The organism is Saccharothrix syringae, from assembly GCF_009498035.1.
Taxonomy (GTDB): domain Bacteria; phylum Actinomycetota; class Actinomycetes; order Mycobacteriales; family Pseudonocardiaceae; genus Actinosynnema; species Actinosynnema syringae.
The window spans coordinates 2,739,887-2,766,198 of the sequence record NZ_CP034550.1; the positions used below are offsets into that span (position 1 = coordinate 2,739,887).

Here is a 26,312-nt window from a genome sequence, read left to right on the forward strand (position 1 = left end):
AAGCGGGCCGGTGGTCCTACGCTGCCCTTCCGATCCGGGGATCGCCCCCGTCCGGGAAGGTTCGCGTGACTGGTTACCTCGAACTCGCCGCGTCCGCGGTGATGTACGCGCTGGGCGTGGTCGCCCAGTCGGTCGCCTCCCGGCGCGCCGACCGGGGCCTCGGCGGCCTCGGCCTGCTCGCCCGGCTGGCCCGCGACCGCCTCTACCTGCTGGGGTTCGCGGGCCAGCTCGGCGGTTTCGCGCTGGCCTTCCTCGCCCGCGCCGGGCTGCCGCTGTACCTGGTGCAGGCCGGCTCGTCGTGCGCGGTCGGCCTGGCCACCCTGTTCGGCGCCCTGGTGCTGGGCTGGCGGGTGCGGCCGGTCGAGGTCGCGGTGCTGGTGGTGATGGCGCTGGGCCTGGTGCTGCTGGTGGCCTCCGCCACGCCGTCCACCGCGCACGACCTGCCGCCGATGGCCGCGGTGGTCCTCTTCGGACTCCCGCTGGCCGTGATGGCCGCGGCGCAGCGCCGGGTCGGCCGGCCCGTGCCGCTGGCCGCGCTCGCCGGCCTGGCGTTCGCCGTGGTCGCGGTCACCAGCCGCACCATCGCCGACGAGCCCGTGCTCGGCCTGCCGCTCAACGCGCTGGCGTGGGTCATGGTCGCCGCCGCCCTGGTCGGCCAGTCCTACCTGGCGCTCGCCCTCGGGCGCGGCTCGGCCACCTCGACCGTCGCCACCATGGACGCCACCACCGTGGTGCTCACCTCGGTCGTCGGCATCGCCGCCCTCGGTGACCGCGTCGCACCCGGCCGCGAGTGGTGGGTCGGGCTCGGCGTCGCGCTCGTGGTGTCCGGCGTCCTGCTGCTCGGCTTCGCCGACCGGTTCACGCGCGCACCCGCGCGGGTGGCGGGATGAGCACCGCCAGCGTCTCGCTGGACCTGGACAACCTCTGGGCCTACCTCAAGACCCACGGCGACCCCGAGTGGGAGCGCCGCCCCAGCTTCCTGCGCACCGCGGTGCCCCGGCTGCTGGAGGTCTTCGGCGAGCACAGCCTCACCACCACCGTGTTCGTGGTGGGCGCGGACGTCGAGCGCGACGACGGCGCCGAGGCCGTCGCCGCGATCACCGCCGCCGGGCACGAGGTCGCCAACCACTCCTACGGCCACGAGCCCTGGCTGCACCGCTACTCCCGCGCCGCGCTGGAGGTCGAGCTGATGCGCGCCGAGGAGGCCATCGCGGCGGCGGGCGCGCCCCGGCCAACGGGTTTCCGCGGCCCCGGCTACAGCGTCACGCGAGAGCTGCTGGAGGTGCTGGCCGAGCGCGGCTACCACTACGACGCCAGCACCCTGCCCACCTGGATCGGCCCGCTGGCCCGCGCCTACCACAACCGCACCGCGCCCACCGGCGGCGACCGCGACCTGTTCGGCGGCTTCGCCCGGGTCCGCGCGCCCAACGCCGCCTACCGCTGGCGCGTCGGCTCCGGCCTGGTCGAGCTGCCGGTGACCACGATGCCGCTGCTGCGCGTGCCCATCCACGGCTCCTACCTGCTGCAACTGCACCAGCTCTCGCCCCGCCTGGCCCGCGCGTACTTCACCGGCGCGGTCGGGCTGTGCCGGGCGCGCGGCGTGCAGCCGTCGCTGCTGCTGCACCCCACCGACGTGCTGGGCGCGGCCGAGGCGCCGGGCATGGCGTTCTTCCCCGGCATGGCCGTGCCGGGTGCCCGCAAGGTCGAGTTCCTGGGCTGGGTGCTCGACACCCTGCGCCGCCACTTCGACGTGGTGGGCACCGGCGAGCACGTCCGCCGCCTGGCCGGGAACCTGCCCGGCCGCGACACCGGGCTGCTGGCGCGGTGCGGATGACCCGGCTGCTGCGGCTCCTGGCCTGCGCGACGGTCTTCGCCGCACCGGTCGAGGGCTACCTGCTCCAATGGCACGGCCAGCTGGCCAAGCTGCCGCCCGCGCTGCTGGTGCTGACGTGGGCCGTCGCGCGGGTGCGGCAGCGGCGGCTGCCGGAACCGCACCCCGTGCACGCGCTGCTCGCGCTGCTGGCGGTGGTGCTGCTCGCGTCCTCGGCGGTGAACGCCGGTGGTGTGTACACCACGGCTTACGCGATCCGCTGGCTGCCGTTCCTGCTGGTCACGGTGGTGCTGGTGGACGTGGTGGCCCGGGAGGTGCCCGTGCGGTGGGTGCTGGGCGCGGCGGTGGCCGGTGCGGCGGTGGCGGCGGTGGGCGGGCTGCACGGGCTGTTCGTGGCGGGGGAGCCGCGGGCGAGCGGGCCGCTGGAGGACCCCAACGACCTGGCCTACTTCCTGGTCGCCGCGCTGCCGCTGCTGGTCGCCTTCCTGCCGGGGGAGGGGGGTGGTGGCGCGGCGGTGGGTGGTGGTCGCGCGGCCGTGACGGGGGGGACAGCCGGTGGCCGCGCGGTGGTCGCGGCCGGTCGTGCGGCGGGCGGTGGTGGTGCGGCGGTGGCGGCCGGTCGTGCGGCGGGCGGTGGTGGCGCGGCGGTGGCGGCCGGTCGTGCGGCGGTGGCGGCCTGCCGGGGTGGGGCCGGCGGTCTGGTCGCCGGTCCGGTGACCCGCTTCGGCCGGCTGCGCACCCGGCGCGCGACCACCGCGTTCCTGGCGCTCGTCGCCACCACCATCGCCGCGGGCGCCGTCGCCACCTTCTCCCGCGGCGGCGCGCTGGCCCTCGCCGCGGCCACCGCGTGGCTGCTGCTCCGCCGGGCGCTGCCGCCGCGCGTGCCGGCCGTCGGCCTCGCCGCACTGGCCGTGCTCGGCCTGGGCGCCCTGCTGTTCGCCGGTCCCGCCCTCGACCGCGCGTTCCAGGAGAAGACCCACATCGCCGGCACCAACGTGGACACCCGCGAACTGCGCTGGCAGGCCGCCGCCCGCATGGTCGCCGAGCACCCGGTCCTGGGCACCGGCCCCGGCGGCTTCCGCGCGAACTACCCCGCCGCGTCCCGCAACGCCGAGGTCGACGAGCAGTCCCCGGTGGCGCACAACATGTACCTGGAGGTCGCGGCCGAGCTGGGCCTGCCCGGCTTCGCGCTGTTCGCCGCGCTGCTCGTGCTCACCGCGGTGACCGCCGAGCGCGTCCTGCGCACCACCGCCGACCCGCGGCCGGTCGTCGCCGTGCAGGCGGGCCTGGTCGCGGTCGCGGTCGCCTCGACCTTCCTGTCCCAGCAGTACTACCTGCCCCTGTGGTCCGCGGTCGCGGTCGTGGCCGCGGCCGACCTGCGCCTGAGGAGAACGAGCTACGTTGCGTGTGCTCCACGTGATCAGTGAGATGGGGACCGGTGGCGCCGAAGCCCTGGTCGCCGGGATGGCCCGCGCCGGCGGGCGGTTCGGCTGGGACTCGGCGGTCGCCAGCGGCGGCGGGCACCGCGCCGAGGCGTTGCGCGCGCTGGGCGTGCCGACCTTCACCGTGCCGGTCGCGCGCCGCCGGGCGACCGGCGTGCTGCGCGCCGCCGCCGCCACCCGGGCCGCGGTCCGCGACTTCCGGCCCGAGGTCGTGCTGGCCCACAACGTGTCGGCCAGCCTGGTGTCCCGGCTCGCCGTGCTGCCCCGCCGGGTGCCGCTGCTGACCGTCTTCCACGGGGTCGCCGACGCCGACTACGCGGGCGCGGCCCGGGTGCTCAGGCGGACCTCGCGCGCGGTGGTCGCGGTCGCCGACGCCACCGCCGACCGGCTGCGCGCCGCGGGCGTGGCCGACCCGGTGGTGATCCCGAACGCGGTGTTCCCGCAGCCCGAGCGGGTGGACCGGGACGCGGTGCGCGCGGTGCACGGCGTCGGCCGGGACACGCCGGTCGCGCTGTGCCCGGCCCGCCTGGAACCCCAGAAGCGGCACGACGTGCTGCTGGAGGCGTGGGCGCTGCTCGGCGTCGACGCGGTGCTGTGGCTGGCCGGCGACGGCAGCCGCCGCGACGAGCTGGAGAAGCGGGCGGCCGACCTGGGCGTGGCCGACCGGGTCCGCTTCCTGGGCAACCGCTGCGACGTGCCCGACCTGCTGGCCGCCGCCGACGTCACCGTGCTCACCAGCGACTGGGAGGGCATGCCGGTGGCCGTGCTGGAGTCGCTGGCCGCCGGTCGGCCGGTGGTGGCGACCGACGTGGACGGCGTGCGCCAGGCGCTGGCCGGCGGTGGCGGCGTCGTGGTGCCGCGCCAGGACCCGGTCGCCACCGCGGCCGCGCTGCGCTCCCTGATGCGCGACCCGCGCACCCGCGCCGAGCTGGGCGAGGTGGGACGCGCGTCGGTGCGGCGCGCGCACGACCCGGACGCGCTGATGCGCTCCTACGACGAGCTGCTGCGCGCCGCGGTCGGGGGCGACCGGTGACCCGCCTGCTCGACGTCGTGGCCCGGCGGCCCGTGCCGGTCGCCGCCGCGGTGGCCGTGCTCGTGGCCGCGGTGGTGCTGCTGCTGGTGGAAGTGCGCGGCGAGGAGTACGAGAGCCGGGTCGGTCTGCTCGCCGGACCGGTCGCCACCGGGGGACCGGCCCAGTTCGGCGAGGTCGTCGCGCTGTCCCTGCCCGCGCTGGTCGAGGTGGCGCGCAGCCCGTCGGTGCTGCGGGCACCGGCCGAGACGATCGGCGTGCCGACCGCCGAGCTGGCCCGGCGCGTGTCGGTGGAGCTGGTGCCCGCCTCGGGCCTGGCCCGGTTGTCGGTGCGCGCGCCGACCGCCGACGAGGCGGCGGAGGCGGCGTCGGGCATCGCGCGGGCCGTGGTCGACGCCGACCTGCTCGCGCCCGCCGCCCGGCTGCGCCAGCTCGACCGGCCGGAGACCGCGCGGGTCGCGCCCGACCGGCCGCTGGGCGTGGGCCTGGCGCTGGCCGCCGCGGTGGTCGCGGGGCTGCTCGTCGGCGCGTTCGCGCACCTGCGCCGCACCCGCGCGGGCGACCGGGTGCGCGCGGCGCTGGTCGCCGGCGGGGTGGGGCACCCGGTGACCGTGCTGGACGGCGGTGACCCGGAGCTGGTGCGGCGGTTGGCCGTGCTGTGCGGCGCGGCGGCGCGGCCGGCGCGGGTGGTGGCCGTGGTGCCGGAGCTGGCCGACCGGGCCGAGGAGCTGGCCGCCGGGCTGCCGGACAAGACCGGTGAGCCCGCCGACGGCGACGCGCTGGTGGCGGTCGTGCCCCGGGAGCGCGGGCGGCACGACGAGCTGGCCGCCGTGGTGGGCGCGCTGCCCGCGTCCACGGCGGTGGTGGGGGTGGTGCTGGCGTGACGGCGGTGGAGGGCAGTGTTCGCGGGCGGCTGGAGGGCTGGGTCCGCCGGCCGCCGGTGGCCACCGGCCTGGGCGGCCTGATCGGCCTGATCGGCCTGGCGGGCGCCTGGCGCGCGCTGCGGCCCGCGTGGCAGGTGCCGCTGCCGACGGCGGCGAACCTCGCCGAGGAGCGGATGCAGGACTTCCGCGACGCGCTGTACTTCCCGATCCGCGAATTCCTCGACGGCGGCAACCCCTACTCCCCGGCCGTGATGTTCGCGCACTGGCCGGTGCGGCAGAACTTCAACCTCTACCAGCCCTACCACCTGCTGCTGCACGCGCCGTTCGCGCTGCCGGGGTACCGGGTGGGCGCGGTGGCGTTCGCGCTGGCCTCGCTGGTGCTGCTGGTGTTCCTGGCGGTGCTGGCGGCCGGGCGGCTGCGCCTGCCTCTCCCGCTCGGCACGGCGGTGGTCGCGACGCTGCTGGTGCTCAGCCAGGTCGGCAAGGCCCAGCTGTACGTCGGGCAGGTCAACCCGCTGGTCGCGGTGGGCGCGGCGGGCGCGCTGCGGTGGCGGGACCGGCACCCGGGCCGGGCCGCGGTGGCGTTGGCGCTGGCGTGGCTCAAGCCGCAGTTCGGCCTGCCGCTGGCGCTGCTGCTGTTCGCGCGCGGGTCGCGGCGGGTGGCGCTGACCGGCACGGCGGTGGCCGCGGCGGCGAGCCTGGTCGTCCTGGTGCCGCTGGTGGTGCGCACCGGCGGGGTGGGGCCGTTCCTGGACGTGGTCGCGGCGAACCTCGCCCACGCCGGCCACACCTCCTACGGCGCGGTGGATTCGACGACCGCCCAGCGCGTCGACCTGGCGGCGGTGTCCTTCCGGCTCACCGGGTGGCTGCCGCCCGGTGCCGAGGTGGTGGCGCTGGTGGGCGCGCTCGCGGTGAGCGCGGTGCTGGTGCGGCGGCTCGACCGGGTGGGCGCGCCGGTCGTGGCGGACCTGCTGACGTGCCTGGCCGTGGTGGTCGCCGTGGTGCACCAGCCCGGTGACGTGCTGATCGCCGTGCCGGCGCTGGTCGCGGTGGCGGCGGCGTGGTGGGCGCGCCGGTCGGAGCGGTGCTGGCGGCCGGTCGGCTGGGCGGTGCTGCTGCTGGCGGTGCCGTTCGCGCACCTGCACTTCGCGGGCGTGGCGGTGCGGGGCGCGCTGGGCGCGCGGGCCGACGTGACGCTGGACGGCGTGGCGGTCGTGCTGGCGTGGCTGCTGGTGGTCGCCTTCGCGGTCCGGAGTGGACGGACGTGACCAGCGGCCTGGCCGTGCGCGGCTCGCTGTGGCTGTTCCTGGTCAACGTGGTCAGCAAGGGCAGCCAGGCGGTGGTCACGCTGGTGCTCGCGGCGCTGCTGACCTCCGAGGCGCTGGGGCTGGTCGCGCTGGCCGTGGCGCTGGTGAACATCGGCCAGGTCGTGCAGTCGATGGGCGTGTACGACGTGGTCAGCCGCACCGCGGGCGACCCGCGCCGGGTGGCGGGCACGCTGCTCGTGCTCAGCGCGGGCGCCGGGCTGGTGCCGGCGCTGGGACTGGTCGCGGCCGCGGGGCCGGTGGCCGCGGCGCTGGGCGCGCCGGGCGCCGCGCCGCTGGTGCGGCTGGCGGCGCTGAGCCTGCCGTTCTCGGCCGTCGCCGGGGTGCAGATGGGCTTGGTGCACCGGGACCTGGACTTCCGGCGGCGGCTGTTGCCCGACGCCGGGGGCGCGGTGCTCGGCGCGGCGGTCACGGTCGGGCTCGCGGTGGCCGGCGCGGGGCCGTACTCGTTGGTGCTGGGGCTGTTGTGCGCGGCGGTGGCCGCGCCGCTGCTGGCGGTGCTGGTCGGGGTGCGGGTGCGGCCGGGCTGGGACGCGGCGGCGGCCGGTGAGGCGCTGCGGTGGATCGCGGTGGTCGGGCCGGGCGCGCTGGTGGCCGTGCTGCTGGTCAACGTCGACTACCTGGCGGTGGCGCGGGTGCTGGGCACCGAGGCGGTCGGGGTGTACTCGCTGGCGTACCGGATCGCCTGGGTGCCCTACATCATGGTGGCGGTGGTGCTGGGCGGCGTGGTGCTGCCGCTGTGCGCGCGGATGCTCCGGGAGGGGCGGGGGCTGTCCGATGTGGTCGGTCGGTTCACGGTGGCGGTGCTGGCGCTGACCGGCGGGCTGTACGCGGTGGTGGCGCTGTCGGCGGACCGGGTCGTGGTGTTCGGGGCGCGGTGGGCCGGCGCGGCGGTGCCGCTGGTGCTGCTGTGCGCTTACGGGTTGGGGATCAGCCTGCTGCACGTGTGGTACCAGGTGCTCAAGGCCGCCGGGCACGCACGTCGTTACCTGCTGTTGGAGACGACTCACCTGGTGGTGTTGGTGTTGGGCCTGTTCGTGGGAACCCGGTTCGGGCTCGTGGTGGTGGCGTCGGTGCACGCGGTGACGGCCTGGGTGCTGGTGCCGGTGACGTGGCGGGCGTTGGCGCGGCACGGGTTGGCCCCGCCGCTGCGGTCGTTGGGGCGGGGGGTCGTCGGGCTGGTGGTGGCGGTGGGGTGCGCCGCGGTGGTGGTGCGGTCGGTCGGCGGGGTGTTCGGGCCGCGCGGGTCGGTGGCGGGGGCGGTGGTCCAGGGGGTGGTGCTGGCGGTGGTGTGCGGGCTGGTGCTGGTGGGGGCGCACCGGGGGTTGGTGCGGGGGTTGGTGCGGGGCGTGCGGCGGTGAGCGGCGTGCCGGGGGCGGCGAGTGGCCGGGGGCTCGGTGCGGGAGGTGTGGCGGTGAGGGTCGTGCACGTGAGCCAGCCCGTGAGCGCGGGGGTGGCGGCGGTGGTGCTGGACCTGGCGTGCGCGCAGCGGGACCGGGGCTGGGAGGCCGTCGTGGTGTGCCCGCCCGGGCCGCTGGCCGACCGGGCGCGGGCCGCGGGCGTGGAGGTCCGCGAGTGGCCGGCGGGTCGGTGGCCCGGACCGGCGGTGGTGGCGGAGTCGGTGCGGCTGCGGCGGGTGCTGCGGGGGTTGGCGCCGGACGTGGTGCACCTGCACAGCTCCAAGGCCGGCCTGGTGGGTCGGCTGGTGGTGCGCGGTCGGCGGCCGACGCTGTTCCAGCCGCACCTGTGGTCGTTCCAGGCGGTCGCGGGCCCGGTGGGGCGCCTGTCGCGGCGGTGGGAGCGGTTCGCCGCGCGGTGGACCCACCAGCTCGTGTGCGTCAGCGACGACGAGCTGGAGGCCGGGCGGGCCGCCGGGGTGCGCGGGGACGCCGAGGTGGTGTGCAACGGGGTCGACACCGGGCGGTTGCGGCCCACCGACCGCCTGGCCGCGCGGTGGCGGTTGGGGCTGCCGGACGCGCCCACGGCGGTGTGCGTGGGGCGGCTGGCGTTCCAGAAGGGGCAGGACCTGCTGCTGGCGGCGTGGCCCGCGGTGCTGGAGAGGGTGCCCGGCGCGCGGCTGGTGCTGGTCGGCGACGGGCCGATGGGGGAGCGGTGGCGGGCGGCCGGGGCGGACCCGTCCGTGCGGTGGTGGGGGCACGACGACGTGGTCGGGGACTTCTACGCGGCGGCGGACGTGGTGGTGCTGCCCTCGCGGGCGGAGGGGATGGCGCTGGTGCCGCTGGAGGCGATGGCGTGCGGGCGGTCGGTGGTGGCGTTCGACGTGAGCGGGGTGCGGCAGGGGCTGGGTGCGGCGGGGGCGGTGCTGCCGGTGGGGGACGTCGACGGCCTGGCCGCGGCGATCGCGGCGCGGCTCGCGGACCCGGTGCTGGCGGATCGGGAGGGTGCGCGCGGGCGGCGGCGGGTGGAGTTGCTGTTCGACCGCAGGCAGGTGGCGGACCAGGTGGCGACGCTGGTGGAGAAGGTGGTGGGGCGTGGGTGAGCGGCGGCGGGTCGGGGACTGGGGTCGGTGGGTGGCGGCGGGTCGGGGGCCGGTGCGGGGCGTGGGTGGGTGGCCGCGAGTGGGGGCCGGGGGCGTGGGTGAGCGGTCGCGGGTGCGGCGGGTCGTGGGTGGGCGGGTGCGGGGCGATCGCAGCCCGGCGGAGGGGTCGGTGAACCGTGGGTGAGCGGCTGCGGGTGGCGTACCTGCTGACCCAGGACAGCGGCGGGCCGGTGGACGTGGCCGTGCGCTTGGCCCGCACGCTGCTCGACTCGGGCGAGGCGGACGTGCGCGTGTTCGGCCCGGTGCCCCGGCGGGGCGCGGCACTGCTCGGAGAACACCACGAACGAGTGGAAGTCGGGACCAAGTCGGACGTGCGCGCCGGCCGGCGGGCGCGGGACCTGGTGCGGGCCTGGCGGCCGGACGTGGTGCACGCGCAGGACCGGCGGGCCGGGCTCGTCGCCGCCGGGCTGCGGTGGTGCGCCGCGGTGGTGCAGACCTACCACGGGGTGCCCGACGACGTGGGCGAGCCGTGGTTCCGGGGGGTGTCGCGCGCGCCCGCGCCCTCGGCGTACACGCGGACCGTGCTGGCGGCCGACGCGGTGGTGGCGCGGGCCGTGCACCGGACGGTGGTGCCCGCGCCGGCGATGGGGCGGTTCCTCCGGTCGCGGCTGCGGGTGCCTGCGGGGCGGTTGGCGCACATCGACAACTGCGTGGAACCCGCGCGGGCGCGGCCGCCGACCGGCCCGGTGCGGCGCCTAGTGTTCGCCGGGCTGCTGGTGGAGCGCAAGGGGTTGGCGACGCTGCTGGAGGCGCTGGCCGTGCCGGGGGTGATGCCGGCGGACGCGACGCTGACCGTGGTCGGTGACGGGCCCGAGCGCGGGCGGGCCGAGGCGCTGGCCGGGGGGTTGGGCGGGCGCGTGGAGTTCCTGGGGTTCCGGGCCGACGTGCCGGAGCTGCTGCGCCGCCACGACGCCCTGGTGCTGCCGTCGAGCATGGAGCAGCAGCCGCTGGTGGTCGCCGAGGCCATGGCCGCGGGCAAGCCGGTGGTCGCCACGGACACCGGTGGGGTGGCCGACATGCTGGGCGGGGCGGGCCACCTGGCCGCGCCCGGTGACGTCGAGGGGCTGGCGGTGCGGTTGCGCGCGTTGTTCGCGGACCCGGAGCCCGGGCGGACCGGGCTGGTGCTGGCGGAGCGGGCGCGTGAGCGGTTCACGCCCCGGGTGTGCGCCGAGCGGCACCTCGCGCTCTACCGGGAGCTGGTGGGCTGAGGAGCGGGTCTGCTCGCCGGCCCCGGCCCCGGGCCCAGGCCCAGGGCAGGCCAACCGCCGCAGGCCCCTGCCGACCCGGCCAGTCCCGCTGACTCCCAGCCAGCACTTTGCCGGCCCTGCTGGTCCTGGCCGGCGCTCTGCCTCCGCTGGCCTCTTCGCCGGCCCCGGCCGACAGCCGCCGGCCCTGGCCGGTTTCCGCCCCCCAGCCCCCGCTAGCTCCCGGCACCGATCCCGACCTCCACCGACGTGGTCGGCACCGGCCCCGTCGTGCCGGTCGGCGTCACCTCCGTCGGCGGCGTGGTGCCCGGCGTGGTGCCCGGCGTGGTCTCCGGCATCGTGCTCGTGCCCGTCGTGCTGGTGCCGGTCGTGCTGGTCGTGCCCGTCGTGGTCGGGACGGCGGTCGTCTGCGGCGTGGAGGTCCCCTGGTTCGGCGGCACCACCAGGACCAGCGCGTCACCCCCGGCCAGCTCGACCTCCCCCGTCACGGCCTTCCCGGTGTCGAGGTCCACCAACCCCGCCGGCGGCGTGATCACCACCTTCTGCCCGGTCGGGTTGACCGCCACGTACCCGCCGGTGAACCGGCGGTCCCACACCCCCGACGGGTGGCGGTTCGCGGTCTCCACCGCCTCGCCCAGGTCGGCGTCCTGGTACTGCGACCAGTCCGGGTCGCGGTAGTCCTCCGTCCGCGCCCCGCTCCAGCACGTGTACGGCCCGGCCAGCAGGGCCGCGGTGGCGTAGCCGACCCGCTCCTCCCGCTCGGTCCGGGTGTGCGTGATCAGCAGCAGCCACGTCTCGCCGAGCGCGGCCTGGGCCCGCAGCTCCTTCCACTCGTTGCCCTTGAACGTCAGCAGCTCGCCGGTGCCGGAGTCGCGGAGCCCGAAGTTCTCCTCCATCGCACCGTGGTAGCGCGAGTGCGCCGCCCAGCGCCCGGGCGTCAGGTGCGACTCGGACACGTTGGGCACCAGCATCTTCCCCGCCTTCTGCAGCGAGTCGCCCGCCGTGCCGAGGAACGCGTCCAGGCCCTCCCGGATGATCCGGTCCGACTCGGCCGCGTCCTCCGCGCCCTTGATCACCGCCGTCGAGTAGTGGGACAGGGTGCTGAAGTCGTTGTCGGCCAGCACCCCGTCCCACCCCTCGCGCACCACCTCGGCGGTCACCGCCTCGGTCCACGCCTTCTGGTAGTCCTGGTCCCACACGGTCATCTGCCAGTGCTTGGGGTAGGACTTCCACTCGATGCGCTGGTCCGCCGAGTCCACCGCGAACCAGTGGGGGTGGTCGCGCTGGGCGGCGAAGTACCCGATGCCGCTGGGCAGGAACGGCGCGTCGCTGTCGCCGATCACCGCGCCGGGGTAGTTGCGGACGCTGGAGAAGTCCTTGTAGACCAGCACCTTGACGTCCGGGTTGAGCCGCTTGAGCCGGCGCAGGGCGGAGGTCTCGGTCGCGTTGAGCACCACCACGTCGTAGTGCTGCGCGGCGAACTTGAGCTCCACCTGGGTGGGCGGCTCGCCGATCCCGTACCACCAGGCGCACGGCGCGAGCGCCCGCGGCGGCGGGGCGAGCGGCTGCGCCGTGGGGTTGTACCGCCCCTGCTCGGCGGCGGTGACGACCGTGCAGCCCGCGGCGGCCAGCAGCAGCCCGGCGGCGCACAGCAGGCCCAGGCCCCGGCGCGGCCCGCGGGTCAGCGATTCCTTCGGCACAACAGCTCACCCACCGTCTGCAACAGGATTTTGACGTCCAGCCACAAGGACCAGTTGGCTATGTAGTAGTTGTCGTACCGGGACCTGTCGACGATGGAGGTGTCCCCCCGGAGGCCGTGCACCTGCGCGAGCCCGGTCAATCCCGTCGGAACCCGGTGCCTGGCCCAGTATAGCTCGTGGATGGCGGAGAACTCGCGCACGAAGCCCGGCCTTTCCGGGCGCGGGCCCACGATGGACATGTCGCCCCGGATGATGTTCCACAACTGCGGCAGTTCGTCCAGCGAAGTGCCACGGAGAAATCGCCCGACCGGGCCGACCCGGCGATCTCCGACCACCGACCAGGTGATTTGAGAGTCGTCTTCGCCGCGCATTCTCACGCTGCGCAACTTGTACAACACGAACGGCTGATCATCCATGCCGATCCGGACCTGCCGGAAGATCACCGGCCGCCCGCTCTCCAGCAGCACGGCCAGCGCGCACAGCGCGATCACCGGTGACAGCGCGACCAGCGCGGCCGCGGCCAGCAGCACGTCCGTGCCGCGCTTGACCCACCAGGCCGGCCTGGTGGTCGGCGCGGTGCCCAGCCGCAGCAGCGGGTAGCTGCGCAGCCGCTCGATGTCGGGCCCGTCCTGGTAGAGCTCGTACATCCGGGGCACCACGAGGGTGGTGCAGCCCAGCCGGTGCGCGGTGATGGCCGAGTCGACCACGGACGACTCGCGGGTGCGCGAGAACGCCAGCACGACCGTGCCGACCCCCAACCGGGTGATCTCGTCGGCCAGGTCGCCGTCCAGCAGGTCCACCGGCAGCGCGGCGGGGTCCACCGCGGGCTCCGGGTCGACGAACCCGACCGGGCGCAGGCCGAACTCCGGGTGGGCGAGCATGGCGCCGACCAGGTCGACGCCGACCTTGCCCGCGCCGACCACGATCGCCCGGTCGCAGCGGTGGAACCGGCGGCGGCACCAGCGGCCGAGCGCGAACACCGCCAGCCGGCCGGGCTCGCCGGCCGCGGCGAAGGCCAGCACCGCCTGCTGGGCGGCCCGCGCGGGCTCGTCCGCGACCAGGCCGACCAGCGTGACCAGCGCGAACGCCAGCGCGGTCGCCGCGACCGAGCGCGGCAGGTCCTGGAGCCAGGACAGCCACAGCCGCCGCCGGTACAGCCGGCCCGCGGCCCGCGCGCCCAGCAGCGAGGCGGCCACCACCGCGGCCCACCACCAGTCCGGCCGCAGCCGCGCCACCGCGCCCGCCACCGCCACCGCGTCGACCGCGACCAGCAGCACCGCCACGGCGTTCACCCGTCGGAGCAGGTCCGACCACGACGCCTCGCGGGGCCTCGCCGCCCGCCGCCGCGGCACCGGGGGCGAGGTGGTCGCCGAGCCCACCCCGTTCACCGCGGACTCCCCACGCCGGGCGTCCCGCACACGCCACACCACATCAGGACGACGTCCTCTCCACCACGAACTCGATATCGGTCACCCGTTCGAGACCAGCCGAACGGGGAAGCTTTGGTAACTCGGTGTTATCCAGTGTCGCTCTTTCACGTCTGATTCACTCTTACGGGCGTCACGTTTCCTCATTCCGGTGATCTTCTACAGTTATTCTTCCCGGTAATTCAACCCGAGTGCCACCCGAAACGCGCGGGGTGGCCGAAACGGGTCGGGTCGTACAGGCGAATAATTCTGGCCCGCCATCCGCCATCCAGTGAAATGGGGCCCTTTGACCGTCGATGAAGGCGACCTGCGCGCGGCGTCGGGACAGGGCGCGCCGGCCCTGCCCGCCGACCGCCGCACCACCGCCCGAGCCCACGTCGTGCTGCCCGCCTACAACGAGGCCGAGTCCCTGCCGCCGCTGCTGCGCAGGCTCGCCGACGTCGCGCACACCGAACAGCTCACCGCCTGGGTCGTCGACGACGGCTCGTCCGACGGCACCGCCGCCGTGGTCGCGGCCGGCGTGCCCGGCCTGGACCTCAGGCTCGTCAGCCACCCGGTCAACCTCGGCCTGGGCCAGGCGGTCCAGTCGGGGCTGCGGGCGGTCCTGGCCGAGGCCGACGGGTCCGACGTGGTGGTCGTCATGGACGCCGACGACACCCACGACCCCGCGCTGATCCGGCGGCTGGGCGCGGAGATCGGGGCCGGCGCGGACGTGGTGATCTGCTCCCGCTTCGCCGACGGCGGCGACGACGCGACCGCGCCCGCCCTGCGCCGGCTGCTCTCCCGCGGCGCCGCGGTGCTGTTCCGGCGCCTGGTGCGGGTCGAGGGGGTGCGCGACTTCACCAGCGGGTTCCGCGCCTACCGGGCCGACCTGCTGGCGCGCGCGGTCGACCACTGGGGCGAGCGGCTGGTCGAGGAGCGCGGGTTCGCCTGCATGGTGGAGCTGCTGCTGAAGCTGCGGCACTGCCGGCCGGTGGTCGTCGAGGTGCCGCTGGTGCTCCGGTACGACCGCAAGCGGGGCGCGAGCAAGATCCGCATCGCGCGGACCCTCGGGCAGTACCTGAAGCTGCTGGTGCGCGACCGCCTCGCCCCCGCACCCCACCGGGCGCTGTGATGACCCGCGAGCACGTCGCGGTCGTCGGCGGCGGCATCTGCGGCCTGGCCGCGGCGCACCGGCTGGCCCGCTCCGGCACCCGGGTGACCCTGCTGGAGGGCGGTGACCAGCTCGGCGGCCTGGGCACGTTCTTCCCCTGGCGCGACCGGTGGGTCGAGCGGTTCTACCACTGCGTCATGCCCTCCGACGAGCACCTGCTCGACCTGCTCGGCGAGCTGGGCCTGCGGGAGCGCGTCCGGTGGCGCCGCACCCGGATGGGCATGGTCGTCGACGGCCGCCACCACCCGTTCAACACCGCCTCGGACCTGCTGCGGTTCACCCCGCTGCGCCCGCACGAGCGGGTGCGCTTCGGCGCCGTGACGCTGCTGCTGCGCCGCCTGGGCCGCAACCGCGACCTCGACGCCACCCGCACCGAGGACTGGTTGCGCGGCCTGTACGGCGACCGCGTGTGGGAGCTGCTGCTGGCGCCGCTGTTCGGCGCGAAGTTCGGCGCGCGCTTCGGCGACGTGCCCGCGCTGTACCTGTGGCAGCGCCTGGGCCGCGAGGGCGCCGTCGCCACCCGCGGCTACCCCGAGGGCGGCTACCGGGCCGTCATCGACGCGCTCAGGGCCTCCATCGAGGGCAACGGGGGCGTGGTGCGGCTCAACGCGCCGGTGCGGCGGATCGGCGTCGCCGACGGCGTGCGGCTGGAGCTGCCCGGCGAGGTGCTGACCGCCGACCGGGCGGTGTCCACGCTGCCCCTGCCGCAGCTGCGGCAGCTCGCCGACGACGACCTCGCGGCCCGCCTGCCCGACGTGCGGCTGCCGTACCAGGGCGTGGTGAACGCGCTGTTCTTCCTGCGCCGCCCGCTGTCCGGGCACTACTGGACGCCCGTGGTGCGCTCCGGCACCGAGTTCGACGGCCTGGTCGAGATGACCCCCCTCGCGGGCGTGGAGCCCTACGACGGCATGCACCTCGTGTACGCCATGCGCTACACCGACCGCGACTCCGCGCTGTTCGCGGAGGACGAGGCGGCCCTGGCGGAGAGGTGGACCGCGCAGCTGCTCGCCCTGCACCCGCGGCTGGCGCGGGCGGACGTGGAGGACGTGCGCGTGTTCCGGGCGCCGTTCGTGGAACCGGTGCCACCGCTGGGCTACCTGGCCCGCCGGCCGCCCGTGGTGGTCGCCGGCACCCCCCTGCTGCTGGCGACCACCGCGCACGTCTACCCGGAGGTCACGAGCTGGAATTCCAGTGTCGGACTCGCGAACCGAGTGGTGGCGACGCCGGTCGGGGCACCACGACCCGTTCCGGGCTGAGCACCCGCTCGTCGCCGACCAGGCGCCGCAGCGCGGCGACGATCCGGGCCGACGGCGAGCCCGTGCCGTAAGGGGAGGGGATGCGCTCCAGGCGCTCCCGGTGGCCGGGCACGTCGTCCAGCCACCGCAGCACCTCGGCGCACACCCCGGCCCCGGGCGGGACGCGGGTGCCGAACGTGCCCTCGATCTCCGGCCGCTCGGTGCTGCGGCGCACCACCACCACGGGCCGCTTGAGCACGCTCACCTCCTCCTGGATGCCGCCGGAGTCGGAGACCACGACGGCGGCGCAGCGGGCCAGCGCCAGGAACGCCGGGTACGCCTGCGGTTCGACGACCTTGAGGCCCGCCAGCAGGCCGGTCAGGCCGAAGTGCTCGACCCGCTTGGCCGTGCGCGGGTGCAGCGGCAGCACCACCGGCAGCGGCAGCCGGTTCAGCTCGCGCAGGACGGTGTCGAGCGCCGCCGGGTCGTCCACGTTCTCCGGGCGGTGGACGGTGGCCAGCACGTAGCCGTCGGCGCGCAGCTCGTGCGCGGCCAGCACGACGGCCTCCTCCTCGCGGCTGGGCAGCGCGTTGACCAGCGCCTCGACCACGGTGTTGCCGGTGATCGCGATGCGCTCGTCGGGCACGCCCTCGGCGAGCAGGTTGGTGCGGTTGAGCGGGGTCGGCGCGCAGCACAGGTCGGCCAGGTGGTCGATGACCACCCGGTTGTGCTCCTCGGGCATCGCCCGGTCGTGGCTGCGCAGGCCGGCCTCGACGTGCAGCAGCGGCACGTCGTTGGCGTTGGCGGCCAGCGCGCCCGCGAGCGCGGACGTGGTGTCGCCCTGCACGATCACCGCCCGCGTCGGGTGCTGGGCCAGCACGTCGTCCACCGCGGCGGTGGCCGCGCCGAGCTGCGTGCCGCGGCGCGCGGCGCCGAGGGCGAGCTCCAGGAACCGGCCCGGTTGCCCGACGTCCCGGCGGATGCGGTGGTACATCGCGGTGTCGTAGTGCTGGCCGGTGTAGACCACGGTGGCCGTCGGCCCGAGCAGCCGGATCAACGGGGCCAGCTTGATCAGTTCCGGTCTCGTGCCGCACACCATCGTGACGGCGCCGGGGGATCCCGTGTCGATCTGTCCCACCTCCAGTCGCGGTTGCCGCGCCGGGGCGCGATCGCGGTGAAGGTTAGAGTCAGGCGGGGCGGTTTCCCTTGCCCCTCAGTCGATCGAGTGAACCTGCCCGGTGTCGGGCGGGAATCGTCGGGGTCCCTCATTAGGGTCTCAAGTGGACGGGATCCGTCGATCGGGAGTTCGGTGATGCGCAGACACATGCCCCTGTTCGCCGCGGTGGTGCTCGTGGCGGCGTTGACGGGGCCATCAGCCGCGCGGGCGACGGGTTCGGTGCTGCTGCCCGACCTGCGGCAGGCACCGGTGGGGTGCGGGGGCGGGCACCGGGGCGACCCGGCGCGGTGCTCGGACTGGGACGTGTGCGTGGTCGCGGACGCGAGCGCGCCCAACGGGGACTGCGGCGGGTCGGGCGAGGCGGTCCGGCTGCGCTTCACCACCTCCGCCGACAACGTCGGCGACGGGCCGCTGCTGATCTACGGCAGCCGGCCGGACACCCGCGAGCCCACCATGAGCGCCCGGCAGGCGTTCCAGTCCTCGGTGGACGGCCGGATACCGGGTTCGTACGCGGAGGCGCAGAACCCGATCCCCGCCCGGATGTACTACGAACCGGCGCCGTCGCACACCCACTGGCACCTGCTCGACTTCGAGCACTTCCAGCTGCGCACGCCGAACGGGCAGGTCGTGGTGGCCGACCGCAAGACCGGCTTCTGCCTCGGCGACCGGTACCGCGTGCGCGACCACCTGGCCAACCGGCCGGAGAACCTCGGCGGGCCGGCGGGCGAGCTGGCCGAGTACCTGCGCCAGAACCGGTGCGGGCACCACGCGCCCGAGGCGCTGGAGGTGGTCGAGGGCATCTCGGTGGGGTACGGCGACGACTACCTCCACACGGTCGACTACCAGTGGCTCGACCTGACCCGCGTGCCGTCGGGGGTGTACGACGTGCTGAACGTGGTCAACGGCGATCGGTCGTTGGTGGAGAAGTCGTACGACAACAACGCTTCTTCGGTGGCGATCTCGCTGCAGTGGCCGGGGGGAGCGACCGAGCCGCCGGAGCGGATCACCTCGCCCCCGGTGGTGAAGCTGTTGCGCAGTTGTCCGGGGAAGGACCGCTGCGCTCGTCAGGGGTAGGGGTGACCGGGCAGGCGCGCGGAGTGACCCCCGTCCTCGGTGGAGTGCGCTTCGGTGTAGGGGTGACCGGGCGGGCGTGCGGAGTGACCCTCGTCCTTGGTGGAGTGCGCTTCGGCGTAGGGGTGACCGGGCGGACGCGCCGAGTGATCAGGGGCCGGGGAGCGCCCGCGGTTGCCGCCCGTGGCTCGCCGCTCGCGGCCCGTGGCCTGCCGCCGGTCGCCCTCCCGGTGAGATCGGCATCACCCCCCGATCCCCGTCCCGATCGACCTCCGGCGGTTTGTGACCGCTGATCGCCGGGAAACCGGTCCCGTCCAGACCTGCCGACTGGAGGGGCGCGGTCGTGTCACTGTCCACCGACGACCGGGTGCTGGCCGGTCGCTATCGGTTGGCCGGGGTGCTGGGCTCGGGCGGCATGGCCGAGGTGCACCGCGCCTGGGACGTGCTGCTCCGGCGCCACGTCGCGGTGAAGGTGTTCCAGGGCGTGGACACGGTCGAGAGCAGCCGCTTCGACAACGAGGTGCGCACGCTCGCCAACCTCTCCCACCCGGGCCTGGTCTCCGTCTTCGACGCGGGCGTGTGCGGCGGCAGGTCGTTCGTCGTCCTCCAGCTCGTGGACGGCCCCACGCTCCGCGACCGGTTGGCGACCGGGCCCCTCGCCCCGGCGCGGGTCCGGGCCCTGGGCGCGCACCTCGCCGACGCCCTGGCCCACGTGCACGAATGCGGTGTCGTGCACCGCGACGTGAAGCCGTCGAACATCCTGCTCGACGACGAGGACACCCCCTACCTCGCCGACTTCGGGCTGGCCCGCTCGCTCGGCTCGCCCCGGCTCACCAACGCCCGCCAGGTCGTCGGCACGGCGGCCTACCTGGCGCCGGAACAGGTGCGGGGCGAGGAGGTCGGGCCGCCCGCCGACGTGTACGCGCTCGGCCTGGTCCTGCTGGAGTGCCTCACCGGGCGCCGCGAGTACCAGGGCAGCCAGGTGGAGGCGGCGGTCGCCCGGTTGCGCCGCCCGCCGGACGTGCCGCGCGACCTGCCCGCCGACCTGGCGCGCCTGCTCAGGCGCATGACGGCGCTGTCACCGCGGCAACGGCCCACCGCCGCCGAGTGCGCCCGGCTGCTGCGCGGGCGGTCCCAGCCGACCGCGTTCGCGGTCGAAGCGGGCGAAGCGGGCGAAGCGGGCGGAGTCGGCACCGAGGCGATCAGGCCCCTGGCCCGGTCGCGGACCAGGATGGCGGTCGCGGGTGCGGCGGTGCTCGCGGCGGTCGGCACGGCGTGGGCGGTGTCCGGCCAGTTCGAGCCGGTGTCACCGACGCCGGCGGCCACCGTCCAGCAGCCCGCCCACCTGATGCCCTGAAAGGGTGCACCCCTGCCGGGTGCTGGGGAGTCCTGGGCCGGTTGCCCGGTGCCTTGCAGGGGCCGGCGGCTACCCGATGCCGGGAGCCACCTCCGCCAGGAACCGGGCCAGCACCTCGTTGAACTCCTCCGGCCGCTCCAGGTTCGGCAGGTGCCCGGCACCCCGGACCACGGCGAGCGTCGAACCGGGGACGACCCCGTGCAGGCGCCGCGCCACGTCGACCGGCGTGTACTCGTCCTCCTCGCCCACCACGACCAGCGTCGGCACGGCGACCCGGGCCAGCGAGTCGCGGTAGTCGGGCCGCTCGGCCCGTCCGCGCAAGGCCGCCGCCGCGCCTTCGGGGGCCGTCCCGCGCATCATGCGCGACACGTGCGCCGCCACCTCGGGCAGCGCCCGCACGTGGTGCGGGGTGATCATCTTGCCCAGCACCTCGTCGGCGTACGGGGCCATGCCCTCGCGGAGCAAGCGCTCCGCCGTCGCGCGCCGGGCCTCGCGCTCCGCCTGCGCGTCGGCCTCCGGTGAGGTGTCGGCGAGGATCAGTGCACCGATGCGCTCCGGGTGCGCTCGGTGCACTTCCATCACGATCTGCCCGCCCATGGACAACCCGCCCAGCACCACCCTCGCCAACCCCAGGTGGTCGAGCAGGGCGACCAGGTCGTCGGCGAACACGCCCAGCGGAGTCTTGCCGGGCACGACCGTGGTGTCGCCGTATCCGCGCAGGTCGGGGACGACGACCCGGTGGTCCTCGCTGAACCGCTCGACCTGCGGCCACCACATCGAGCGGTTGAACGGGTGACCGTGGACCAGCACCAGCGGTGTGCCCGAACCCTTGTCGTCGTAGGCGATGTCGATGCCGTTCAGCCGCATGTGAGCCCCCTCGTCGGTCGTCGTCCGAAGCCTAGGAAGCGCACCGGACCCGGTGCAATCAAAACAATGCTCTCGGTGCAATATGGACGTCATGGACTACCGGGGGATCGCCGACCGCCTGGCGCACGACATCGAGACCGGCAGGCTCGCCCCCGGCGACCGCCTGCCACCGCAGCGCCGGTTCGCCCGCGCGCACCGCATCGCCGCGTCCACGGCGGCCCGCGTCTACGGCGAGCTGGTCCGGCGCGGCCTGGCGGTCGGCGAGGTGGGCCGGGGCACGTTCGTGCGCGCCGCGCCGCCGCCTCCCGAACCGGCGCTGGCCGAACCCGCCGGGGCGCGCGTGGACCTGGAGTTCAACACCTGCGTGCTGCCCGACCAGGCCGAGCTCCTGGCACCGGCCCTGCACGCCCTGGTCGACGACGGCTTCACCGCGGCGATGGCGCCCGTCGGCGCGCGCGGCACCGCGCGGGCGCGCGACGCGGCGGCCCGGCTGCTGACCCGCGGCGGCTGGGCGCCCGACCCGCGCCGGGTCGTGTTCACCGGCAACGGCAGGCAGGCGATCGCCGCCGCCGTCGCGGCGCTGGTCCCGGTCGGCGGCCGGCTGGGCGTCGAGGCCATCACCTACCCCGTGGTCAAGGCGATCGCGACGCGGCTGGGCATCACGCTCGTGCCCCTCCCGGTGGACGACGCGGGCGTGCTCCCGCGGGCCCTGCGAACCTCCGGCGTGCGCGTCGCCTACCTCCAGCCCGTGCTGCACAACCCGCTGGGCACCACCGCGCCCGAGCGCCGCCGCGCCGAGCTGGCCGAGGTGGTCCGGGAGCTGGACGCCCAGGTGGTCGAGGACTCGACCTACGCCTTCCTCGGCCCCGACCTGCCGCCCCTGGCGCCGGAGCGCACCACCGTCGTCGACAGCCTCTCCAAGCGCCTCGCGCCCGGCCTGACCCTCGGTTTCGCCGTCCCGCCACCGCACCTGGTGGACCGCGTGGCCGCCGCCGCCCGCTCCGGCGCGTGGGCGGCCGGCGGGTTCGCCCTGGCCGCGGCCACGCGCTGGCTGGAGGACGGCACCGTGGCGTCCATAGTGGACCGCAAGCGGGCGCTGGCGGGCCGGCGGCAGCAGCTCGCCCGCGAACGCCTGCGCGGCTTCGACACCAGCTCGGACCCCGGCGCCTACCACTGCTGGTGGCGCCTGCCCGAGCACTGGCGCGCCGAGACGTTCGTGGCCGCCGCCGCCCGCCGCGGCATCGCCGTCACGCCCGCCGCCGCGTTCGCGGTCGTCCCGGGGCACGCGCCCAACGCCGTCCGCCTCGCCCTGGCCTCCACCCCCGCCGACACCCTGGTCGCCGCGCTGGGCGAACTGGCCTCCCTGGCGCACGGGAGCCCGGAGGACGAGTCGGTGGATTAAGGGCCGGGCTTCGCGTAGAGGACCTCGCGGGCCTGCTCCGCGGCGCGGGTGATGCTCTCGCCGACGAAGTCGACGAAGCGGGCGATGTTCTCCAGGCGGACGGCGGCCGGGGTGTCGGGGCCGAGGACGCGGACGCCCTGGCGCGCGGTCTCGGCGAGCAGGGCGTGGGACCGGGCGGCGGCGATCATCGACTGGTACCAGACGTCGTTGTCGGCGACGTAGCGCTCGCGGCGGCGCTCGTCGCGCTCCCGGCGGACGAGGCCCTGGCCCTCCAGGAACGCCACCGCCTTGGAGACCGACGCCGGGCTGACCTGGAGGCGCCCGACGAGCTCGGCCGCGGTGAGGCTGCCGGAGTCGCTGGTGTAGAGGCAGGTCAGCACCCTGGCCATCATCCTGGGCAGGCCCTGCTGGGTGAGCAGGGCGGTGAACGCCTCCTCGTACTCGCGCACGGCCTCGGCGTCGCGGCCGTGGTCCTGCGCGGGCGCCTGCGGTCCCCTCGGGACGGCCTGCCTGCGCCGGTGGGCGCGGCGCTCGGTGGCCAGGTGCGCCAGGTCGGCGCGGTAGGCGGTGGGGCCGCCGTTGCGCATCACCTCGCGCGTGACGGTCGAGGTGGGGCGGTCCAGGCCCCTGGCGATCTCCGCGTAGGCGAGGCCGTCGGCCAGGCCCAGCGCGATCTGCCGGCGTTCCCGATGGGTGAGCCTGCCTCCTGGCACCGCGGTCCCCTCCGTGCTCCGTCGAGGGGGCCAGGGTAGCGTTCACTTCCAGCTCATTGCAACGGCTGTGGTAGTGCTTGTTGCGTTAGAATCCAAACCATTGCAACGATCCCAAACCTTCTACCTGGTAATACAGAGTTTCCGTGCAACGAACGCGTTGCCGCTCCCGTGACTGCAACGTAGCGTTTGCGATGTCGGAAACAACGAGCGCAGGAGCTGAGCACGATGCAGAAGTTCGACACCCCCGCCCCGATCGCCGCCGTCCTCGACATCCCCGCCGGCCACGTCCGGTTCATCGCCGCCGACCGCACCGACACCGCGGTCGAGGTCCTGCCCGCAGACGCCTCGAAGGGCCGCGACGTGAAGGCGGCGGAGCGGACCTCGGTCGAGTACGGCGACGGCGTCCTGCGGATCACCACCCCGGCGGGCAACCAGCTCCTCGGCGCCTCCGGCTTTGTCGAGGTGACGGTCCGGCTGCCCGCCGGTTCCCGCGTCGAGGCCAAGGCGGCGAGCGCGGAGGTGCGCGGCGTCGGGCGGCTCGGCGACGTCACCTTCGAGGGCTCGCAGGGCTCGGTCAAGCTCGACGAGGCCGCGAGCGTCCGCCTCGCCACCCACGCCGGCGACGTCTCGATCGGCCGCCTCAACGGACCCGCGGAGATCAGCACCGGGAAGGGCGACATCCGGATCGCGGAGGCCGTGCGCGGCGCGGTCGTGCTGAGCACCCGGGCCGGTGACGTGTCGGTCGACGCCGCCGCCGGGGTGTCCGCCTCCCTGGACGCCGGCACCGGCCACGGCCGGATCCGCAACTCGCTCAGGAACACCGGTGCCGCGGAGCTGACCATCCGCGCGAGCACCGCCCGCGGTGACATCGCCGCCCGCAGCCTGTGAGGGGCGGCGGCCCGGCCCGCTCGCCCGGGCGGGCCGGGGAGGACCCCTCCCCGGCCCGCCCGGGCCGCATCCGACGAGCTACCCGCGGCGCCACTTCTGGTTCGCCGTGCCGCCGCACTCCCACAGCTGGAGCACCGCGTCGTTGTTCGGGTTCCAGTCCGCGATGTCCACGCACTTGTTCGCCTGCGGGTTCACCAGGTCGCCCGCGCCCGACAGGACGAACTGCTGGGCCGGGTTCCCGCTGCACCGCGCGATCTGGACGGCCGCGCCGTTGGCGGTCGAGCCCCACGCCACGTCCATGCACATGTTGTTCTGCGTGCGCAGCGTGCCGCCGGTGAACTCCCACTTCTGGTTGGTGCCACCGGTGCAGTCCCACACGATCAGGCGCTGGCCGTCGGCGAAGTTCCAGTTCGGCACGTCGACGCACTTGTTGTGCCAGTTGCTGACGATGCTGCTGGTCGACGGCGGGGGAGTGCCGCCACCACCGCTGAACGGGGTCAGCACGATCCCCGCCGCGCGCGGGTCGCCGTCGTGCACCAGCGACTCCTGCGCCTGCACGTCGTCGAACGCGAACCCGTACGCCCGGCCGTCGACCATGTTCTGGTGCACCAGCCGCGAGTAGTGGTTGGTGATCGAGCCCTTGTAGAAGTCGGCGGGCCCGCCGCCCGGCTGGGTGTCGATCACGCCGAGCGTCGACCGGTGCAGCGCCGCGCACAGGGTGCGCGCGATCGGGCCGACCACCTGGTCGTTGGGCGCGTGCAGCGCGCCGTCGCAGCCCCACACGTTCGCGGTGGACGGCTTGGCGAACGACGCCACCTGCTGCCCGGCGGAGTTGGTGAAGTACATGGTGCTGCCCGACGTGCGGCCGAAGTAGCGGATGTCGGGGCGGTCGCCGAACGGCACCACGGTCAACGTCCTGCCCGCGTAGGCGTTCCACGCCTGCGTGATGTACGGGTCGAGGTAGTTGCGGTCGAACAGGCCCACGTCCGCGGCCTTGCCCGGCGCCAGCACGCGCAGCACCGTGCCGTCGGACCTGGTGATGACCGAGCGTTCCCAGCCCGCCTGGCCGCGGACGCCGTTGATCACGTTGTCCCGGCCGTTGGCCACCAGTTCGCCGGTCTTCCTGGTCACGCCGCTCGCACCGGTCACGGTGACCGCGTGCGGCACGGCGAACATGTCCACCTGCGAGCTGTTGAGCCACAGGCCCGCGTCGTTGTAGGTGAACTCGCTCCAGTCGAACAGGATGCCGTGGTTCGGGTCGGCCGGGTTCCACGGCGCGGGCTGCACCAGGCCGTCCGGGGTCAGGAAGAACTTGAGCTTGTCGCCGAACGACATGTAGACGCGGCCGGAGATGAACCGGGGCACGCGCAGCGTCACGTTGGCGCCCGGCGGCGGGCCGGGGATCGACACGTCCGGTGCCGGCACGGGCGGGTTCGCGCCCGCGGGCCACGGCGTGAAGCCGCCGCCCTGGTTGACGTAGCCGAGTCGTCCGCTGCGGATGTCGGTGCCGAGGACGTACAGGTGCACGGATTCGCCGCGACCGCTGTTGTTGGTGACGGTCAGCGGCAGCAGGTCCGGACCGATGGCCTGCGCCGGGGTGCCGGCCACGGCCACGGCCGCCGTCGCGGACGCCGCCAGGGCGACGAACGCGCTCAACCACCTTGTTCGGGTGCGCATCTTCACTCCTATTGCAGGGTTTCGCGTCCGCCGCCCGGCAGGGGGTGTAGGCGGCGGTCACGCTCCCACAACCGGTCTGGACCACTGTGAGAGCGCTTCCATAGCGTCGGGGACGGGTCTGTTCGGTGTCAATAGGAGGCTCGGGGCAGAGTGTGCGCCATGACCTACGACGTCGAGGCCGTCCGCCGCGCCTTCCCCTCGCTCGCCTCCGGGACCGCCCACTTCGACGGGCCGGGCGGCACGCAGGTGCCCGCCCGGGTCGCGGACGCGGTGCGGGACACCCTCGTCTCCTCCATCGCCAACCGCGGCGCGGTGACCGCGGCCGAGCGCACCGCCGACGCGGTCGTGCTGGGCGCCCGCCGCGCGCTGGCGGACCTGCTCGGCGCCGACCCGGGCGGCGTGGTGTTCGGGCGCAGCATGACCCAGCTGACCTACGACCTCGCGCGCACGCTGGCGAAGACGTGGCGGCCCGGCGACGAGGTCGTGGTGACGCGGCTCGACCACGACGCCAACGTGCGCCCGTGGGTGCAGGCGGCCGAGGCGGTCGGCGCCGCGGTGCGGTGGGTCGGGTTCGACCCGGCCACCGGCGAGCTGGCGCCCGACGACGTGGCCGCGCAGCTGTCCGGGCGCACCCGGCTGGTGGCGGTGACCGCGGCGTCCAACCTGATCGGCACGCGCCCCGACCTGCCCGCCATCGCCGACCTCGTGCACGCCGCCGGCGCGCTGCTGTTCGTCGACGGCGTGCACTACACCGCGCACGAGCCGGTCGACGTGACCGCCCTGGGCGCGGACTTCTTCGCCTGCTCGCCCTACAAGTTCTTCGGGCCGCACTGCGGTGTCCTGGCCGCGAGCCCCGGGCTGCTGGAGGACCTGCGGCCGGACAAGCTGCTGCCGTCGACCGACGCCGTGCCGGAGCGGTTCGAGCTGGGCACGCTGCCCTACGAGCTGCTGGCCGGCTGCACGGCGGCGGTGGACTTCATCGCGGACCTGGTGCCGTCGGAGGGCGACCGGCGGGCGCGGGTCACCCGCTCGCTGGCCGAGGTCGGCGCGCACGAGGAGCGGCTGCGGGCCAGGGTCGAGGAGGGGCTGGCCGCGCTGCCCGGCGTGGTGGTGCGGTCGCGGGCCGAGCGGCGGACGCCCACGCTGCTGGTGACCTTCGAGGACCGGGCGGCGGTCGAGGCGTACCGCTTCCTGGCCGGGGTGGGCGTCAACGCGCCCGCCGGGTCCTTCTACGCGCTGGAGACCTCGCGCTGGTTGGGGCTGGGCGACGCGGGCGGCCTGCGCGTGGGGCTGGCGGCGTACTCGACGGACGCCGAGGTGGACCGGCTGCTCGACGGGCTGGCGCGGTTCACCGGGGCGTGAACCCGG

General features: G+C 75.4%; 22 protein-coding genes. 16 read left to right on the forward strand and 6 right to left on the reverse strand.

All coding sequences use genetic code 11. The annotated features are described in order from the left end of the window. Positions 1–65: 65 nt before the first annotated feature. From EKG83_RS12795 to EKG83_RS12835, 9 genes are all read left to right on the forward strand, one after another. Positions 66–890: a hypothetical protein gene (locus tag EKG83_RS12795; RefSeq protein ID WP_033427291.1), complete on the forward strand. Its 825-nt coding sequence runs from the start codon at positions 66–68 to the stop codon at positions 888–890. Next, positions 887–1,834 (forward strand): polysaccharide deacetylase family protein, encoded by a 948-nt coding sequence (locus EKG83_RS12800; RefSeq protein WP_033427292.1) that lies wholly within the window; start codon positions 887–889, stop codon positions 1,832–1,834. Before EKG83_RS12795 ends, EKG83_RS12800 begins: the two co-directional genes overlap by 4 nt. Next, the gene (locus EKG83_RS47665) at positions 1,831–3,258 is read left to right on the forward strand and encodes an O-antigen ligase family protein (protein WP_033427388.1); all 1,428 of its coding nucleotides are present in this window, start codon (positions 1,831–1,833) and stop codon (positions 3,256–3,258) included. The genes EKG83_RS12800 and EKG83_RS47665 overlap by 4 nt, the downstream gene beginning before the upstream one ends. Further along, entirely contained in the window at positions 3,248–4,306 is a 1,059-nt protein-coding gene (locus EKG83_RS12810) for a glycosyltransferase (RefSeq protein ID WP_228122591.1), read from the forward strand. The genes EKG83_RS47665 and EKG83_RS12810 overlap by 11 nt, the downstream gene beginning before the upstream one ends. Continuing rightward, positions 4,303–5,187: a hypothetical protein gene (locus tag EKG83_RS12815; protein WP_153278041.1), complete on the forward strand. Its 885-nt coding sequence runs from the start codon at positions 4,303–4,305 to the stop codon at positions 5,185–5,187. The genes EKG83_RS12810 and EKG83_RS12815 overlap by 4 nt, the downstream gene beginning before the upstream one ends. Further along, a complete protein-coding gene (locus tag EKG83_RS12820; protein WP_228122592.1) occupies positions 5,184–6,455 on the forward strand; it encodes a glycosyltransferase 87 family protein in 1,272 nt (423 codons plus the stop codon). Before EKG83_RS12815 ends, EKG83_RS12820 begins: the two co-directional genes overlap by 4 nt. Continuing rightward, a complete protein-coding gene (locus EKG83_RS47670) occupies positions 6,452–7,873 on the forward strand; it encodes an oligosaccharide flippase family protein (protein ID WP_033427294.1) in 1,422 nt (473 codons plus the stop codon). The genes EKG83_RS12820 and EKG83_RS47670 overlap by 4 nt, the downstream gene beginning before the upstream one ends. 53 nt (positions 7,874–7,926) lie before the next feature. Further along, positions 7,927–9,012: a glycosyltransferase gene (locus tag EKG83_RS12830; RefSeq protein WP_033427295.1), complete on the forward strand. Its 1,086-nt coding sequence runs from the start codon at positions 7,927–7,929 to the stop codon at positions 9,010–9,012. A gap of 176 nt (positions 9,013–9,188) precedes the next feature. Further along, positions 9,189–10,280: a glycosyltransferase family 4 protein gene (locus EKG83_RS12835; RefSeq protein ID WP_228122593.1), complete on the forward strand. Its 1,092-nt coding sequence runs from the start codon at positions 9,189–9,191 to the stop codon at positions 10,278–10,280. A gap of 212 nt (positions 10,281–10,492) precedes the next feature. On the opposite strand, the gene EKG83_RS12840 is transcribed toward EKG83_RS12835, so the two are convergent. Continuing rightward, positions 10,493–11,977, reverse strand: a complete 1,485-nt coding sequence (locus tag EKG83_RS12840) for a putative glycoside hydrolase family 15 protein (protein WP_084715857.1) — start codon at positions 11,975–11,977, stop codon at positions 10,493–10,495. Beyond that, a complete protein-coding gene (locus EKG83_RS12845; RefSeq protein WP_228122594.1) occupies positions 11,959–13,260 on the reverse strand; it encodes a sugar transferase in 1,302 nt (433 codons plus the stop codon). Before EKG83_RS12845 ends, EKG83_RS12840 begins: the two co-directional genes overlap by 19 nt. A gap of 430 nt (positions 13,261–13,690) precedes the next feature. Here EKG83_RS12845 and EKG83_RS12850 point away from each other — a divergent pair, with 430 nt between their 5' ends. Continuing rightward, a complete protein-coding gene (locus EKG83_RS12850) occupies positions 13,691–14,518 on the forward strand; it encodes a glycosyltransferase (RefSeq protein WP_084715859.1) in 828 nt (275 codons plus the stop codon). After that, entirely contained in the window at positions 14,518–15,813 is a 1,296-nt protein-coding gene (locus EKG83_RS12855) for an FAD-dependent oxidoreductase (protein WP_033427297.1), read from the forward strand. Before EKG83_RS12850 ends, EKG83_RS12855 begins: the two co-directional genes overlap by 1 nt. Here the strand turns inward: EKG83_RS12855 and wecB are convergent. Continuing rightward, positions 15,731–16,849 carry a non-hydrolyzing UDP-N-acetylglucosamine 2-epimerase gene (gene wecB, locus EKG83_RS12860; RefSeq protein WP_248782329.1) on the reverse strand — a complete coding sequence of 373 codons (1,119 nt, stop codon included), beginning with the start codon at positions 16,847–16,849 and terminating at the stop codon, positions 15,731–15,733. The two genes, EKG83_RS12855 and wecB, sit on opposite strands and share 83 nt — an antisense overlap. Before the next feature lie 255 nt (positions 16,850–17,104). On the opposite strand from wecB, the gene EKG83_RS12865 reads away from it, so the two are divergent. Next, the gene (locus tag EKG83_RS12865) at positions 17,105–18,043 is read left to right on the forward strand and encodes a lysyl oxidase family protein (RefSeq protein ID WP_051764250.1); all 939 of its coding nucleotides are present in this window, start codon (positions 17,105–17,107) and stop codon (positions 18,041–18,043) included. 340 nt (positions 18,044–18,383) lie between these two features. Next, the gene (locus EKG83_RS12870; protein ID WP_051764252.1) at positions 18,384–19,397 is read left to right on the forward strand and encodes a serine/threonine-protein kinase; all 1,014 of its coding nucleotides are present in this window, start codon (positions 18,384–18,386) and stop codon (positions 19,395–19,397) included. 69 nt (positions 19,398–19,466) lie between these two features. Here the strand turns inward: EKG83_RS12870 and EKG83_RS12875 are convergent, their stop codons facing one another. Beyond that, the gene (locus EKG83_RS12875) at positions 19,467–20,264 is read right to left on the reverse strand and encodes an alpha/beta fold hydrolase (RefSeq protein ID WP_033427299.1); all 798 of its coding nucleotides are present in this window, start codon (positions 20,262–20,264) and stop codon (positions 19,467–19,469) included. A 91-nt stretch (positions 20,265–20,355) separates the two neighbouring features. Between EKG83_RS12875 and EKG83_RS12880 the strand changes: the two genes are divergently transcribed. Continuing rightward, positions 20,356–21,666 (forward strand): aminotransferase-like domain-containing protein, encoded by a 1,311-nt coding sequence (locus EKG83_RS12880; protein WP_407690761.1) that lies wholly within the window; start codon positions 20,356–20,358, stop codon positions 21,664–21,666. Here the strand turns inward: EKG83_RS12880 and EKG83_RS12885 are convergent. Beyond that, on the reverse strand, positions 21,663–22,379 hold the full coding sequence (locus tag EKG83_RS12885) for a GbsR/MarR family transcriptional regulator (RefSeq protein ID WP_033427301.1): 717 nt from the start codon (positions 22,377–22,379) through the stop codon (positions 21,663–21,665). The two genes, EKG83_RS12880 and EKG83_RS12885, sit on opposite strands and share 4 nt — an antisense overlap. Before the next feature lie 225 nt (positions 22,380–22,604). On the opposite strand from EKG83_RS12885, the gene EKG83_RS12890 reads away from it, so the two are divergent. Continuing rightward, complete coding sequence (locus tag EKG83_RS12890) at positions 22,605–23,267, forward strand: DUF4097 family beta strand repeat-containing protein (protein ID WP_033427302.1); 663 nt, start codon at positions 22,605–22,607, stop codon at positions 23,265–23,267. Between the two features lie 78 nt (positions 23,268–23,345). Here EKG83_RS12890 and EKG83_RS12895 read toward each other — a convergent pair whose 3' ends face one another. After that, complete coding sequence (locus EKG83_RS12895; protein ID WP_033427396.1) at positions 23,346–24,944, reverse strand: glycoside hydrolase family 64 protein; 1,599 nt, start codon at positions 24,942–24,944, stop codon at positions 23,346–23,348. 159 nt (positions 24,945–25,103) lie between these two features. Between EKG83_RS12895 and EKG83_RS12900 the strand changes: the two genes are divergently transcribed. After that, positions 25,104–26,306 carry a cysteine desulfurase-like protein gene (locus EKG83_RS12900; protein WP_033427303.1) on the forward strand — a complete coding sequence of 401 codons (1,203 nt, stop codon included), beginning with the start codon at positions 25,104–25,106 and terminating at the stop codon, positions 26,304–26,306. Positions 26,307–26,312 lie beyond the last annotated feature (6 nt).

Bases quoted from the DNA above. Each gene is read 5' to 3' on its own strand.
- EKG83_RS12800 (WP_033427292.1), top strand. From the start codon at position 887: ATGAGCACCGCCAGCGTCTCGCTGGACCTGGACAACCTCTGGGCCTAC.
- EKG83_RS47665 (WP_033427388.1), top strand. From the start codon at position 1,831: ATGACCCGGCTGCTGCGGCTCCTGGCCTGCGCGACGGTCTTCGCCGCA.
- EKG83_RS12855 (WP_033427297.1), top strand. From the start codon at position 14,518: ATGACCCGCGAGCACGTCGCGGTCGTCGGCGGCGGCATCTGCGGCCTG.
- EKG83_RS12865 (WP_051764250.1), top strand. From the start codon at position 17,105: ATGCGCAGACACATGCCCCTGTTCGCCGCGGTGGTGCTCGTGGCGGCG.
- EKG83_RS12875 (WP_033427299.1), bottom strand. From the start codon at position 20,264: ATGCGGCTGAACGGCATCGACATCGCCTACGACGACAAGGGTTCGGGC.
- EKG83_RS12880 (WP_407690761.1), top strand. From the start codon at position 20,356: ATGGACTACCGGGGGATCGCCGACCGCCTGGCGCACGACATCGAGACC.
- EKG83_RS12890 (WP_033427302.1), top strand. From the start codon at position 22,605: ATGCAGAAGTTCGACACCCCCGCCCCGATCGCCGCCGTCCTCGACATC.
- EKG83_RS12895 (WP_033427396.1), bottom strand. From the start codon at position 24,944: ATGCGCACCCGAACAAGGTGGTTGAGCGCGTTCGTCGCCCTGGCGGCG.
- EKG83_RS12900 (WP_033427303.1), top strand. From the start codon at position 25,104: ATGACCTACGACGTCGAGGCCGTCCGCCGCGCCTTCCCCTCGCTCGCC.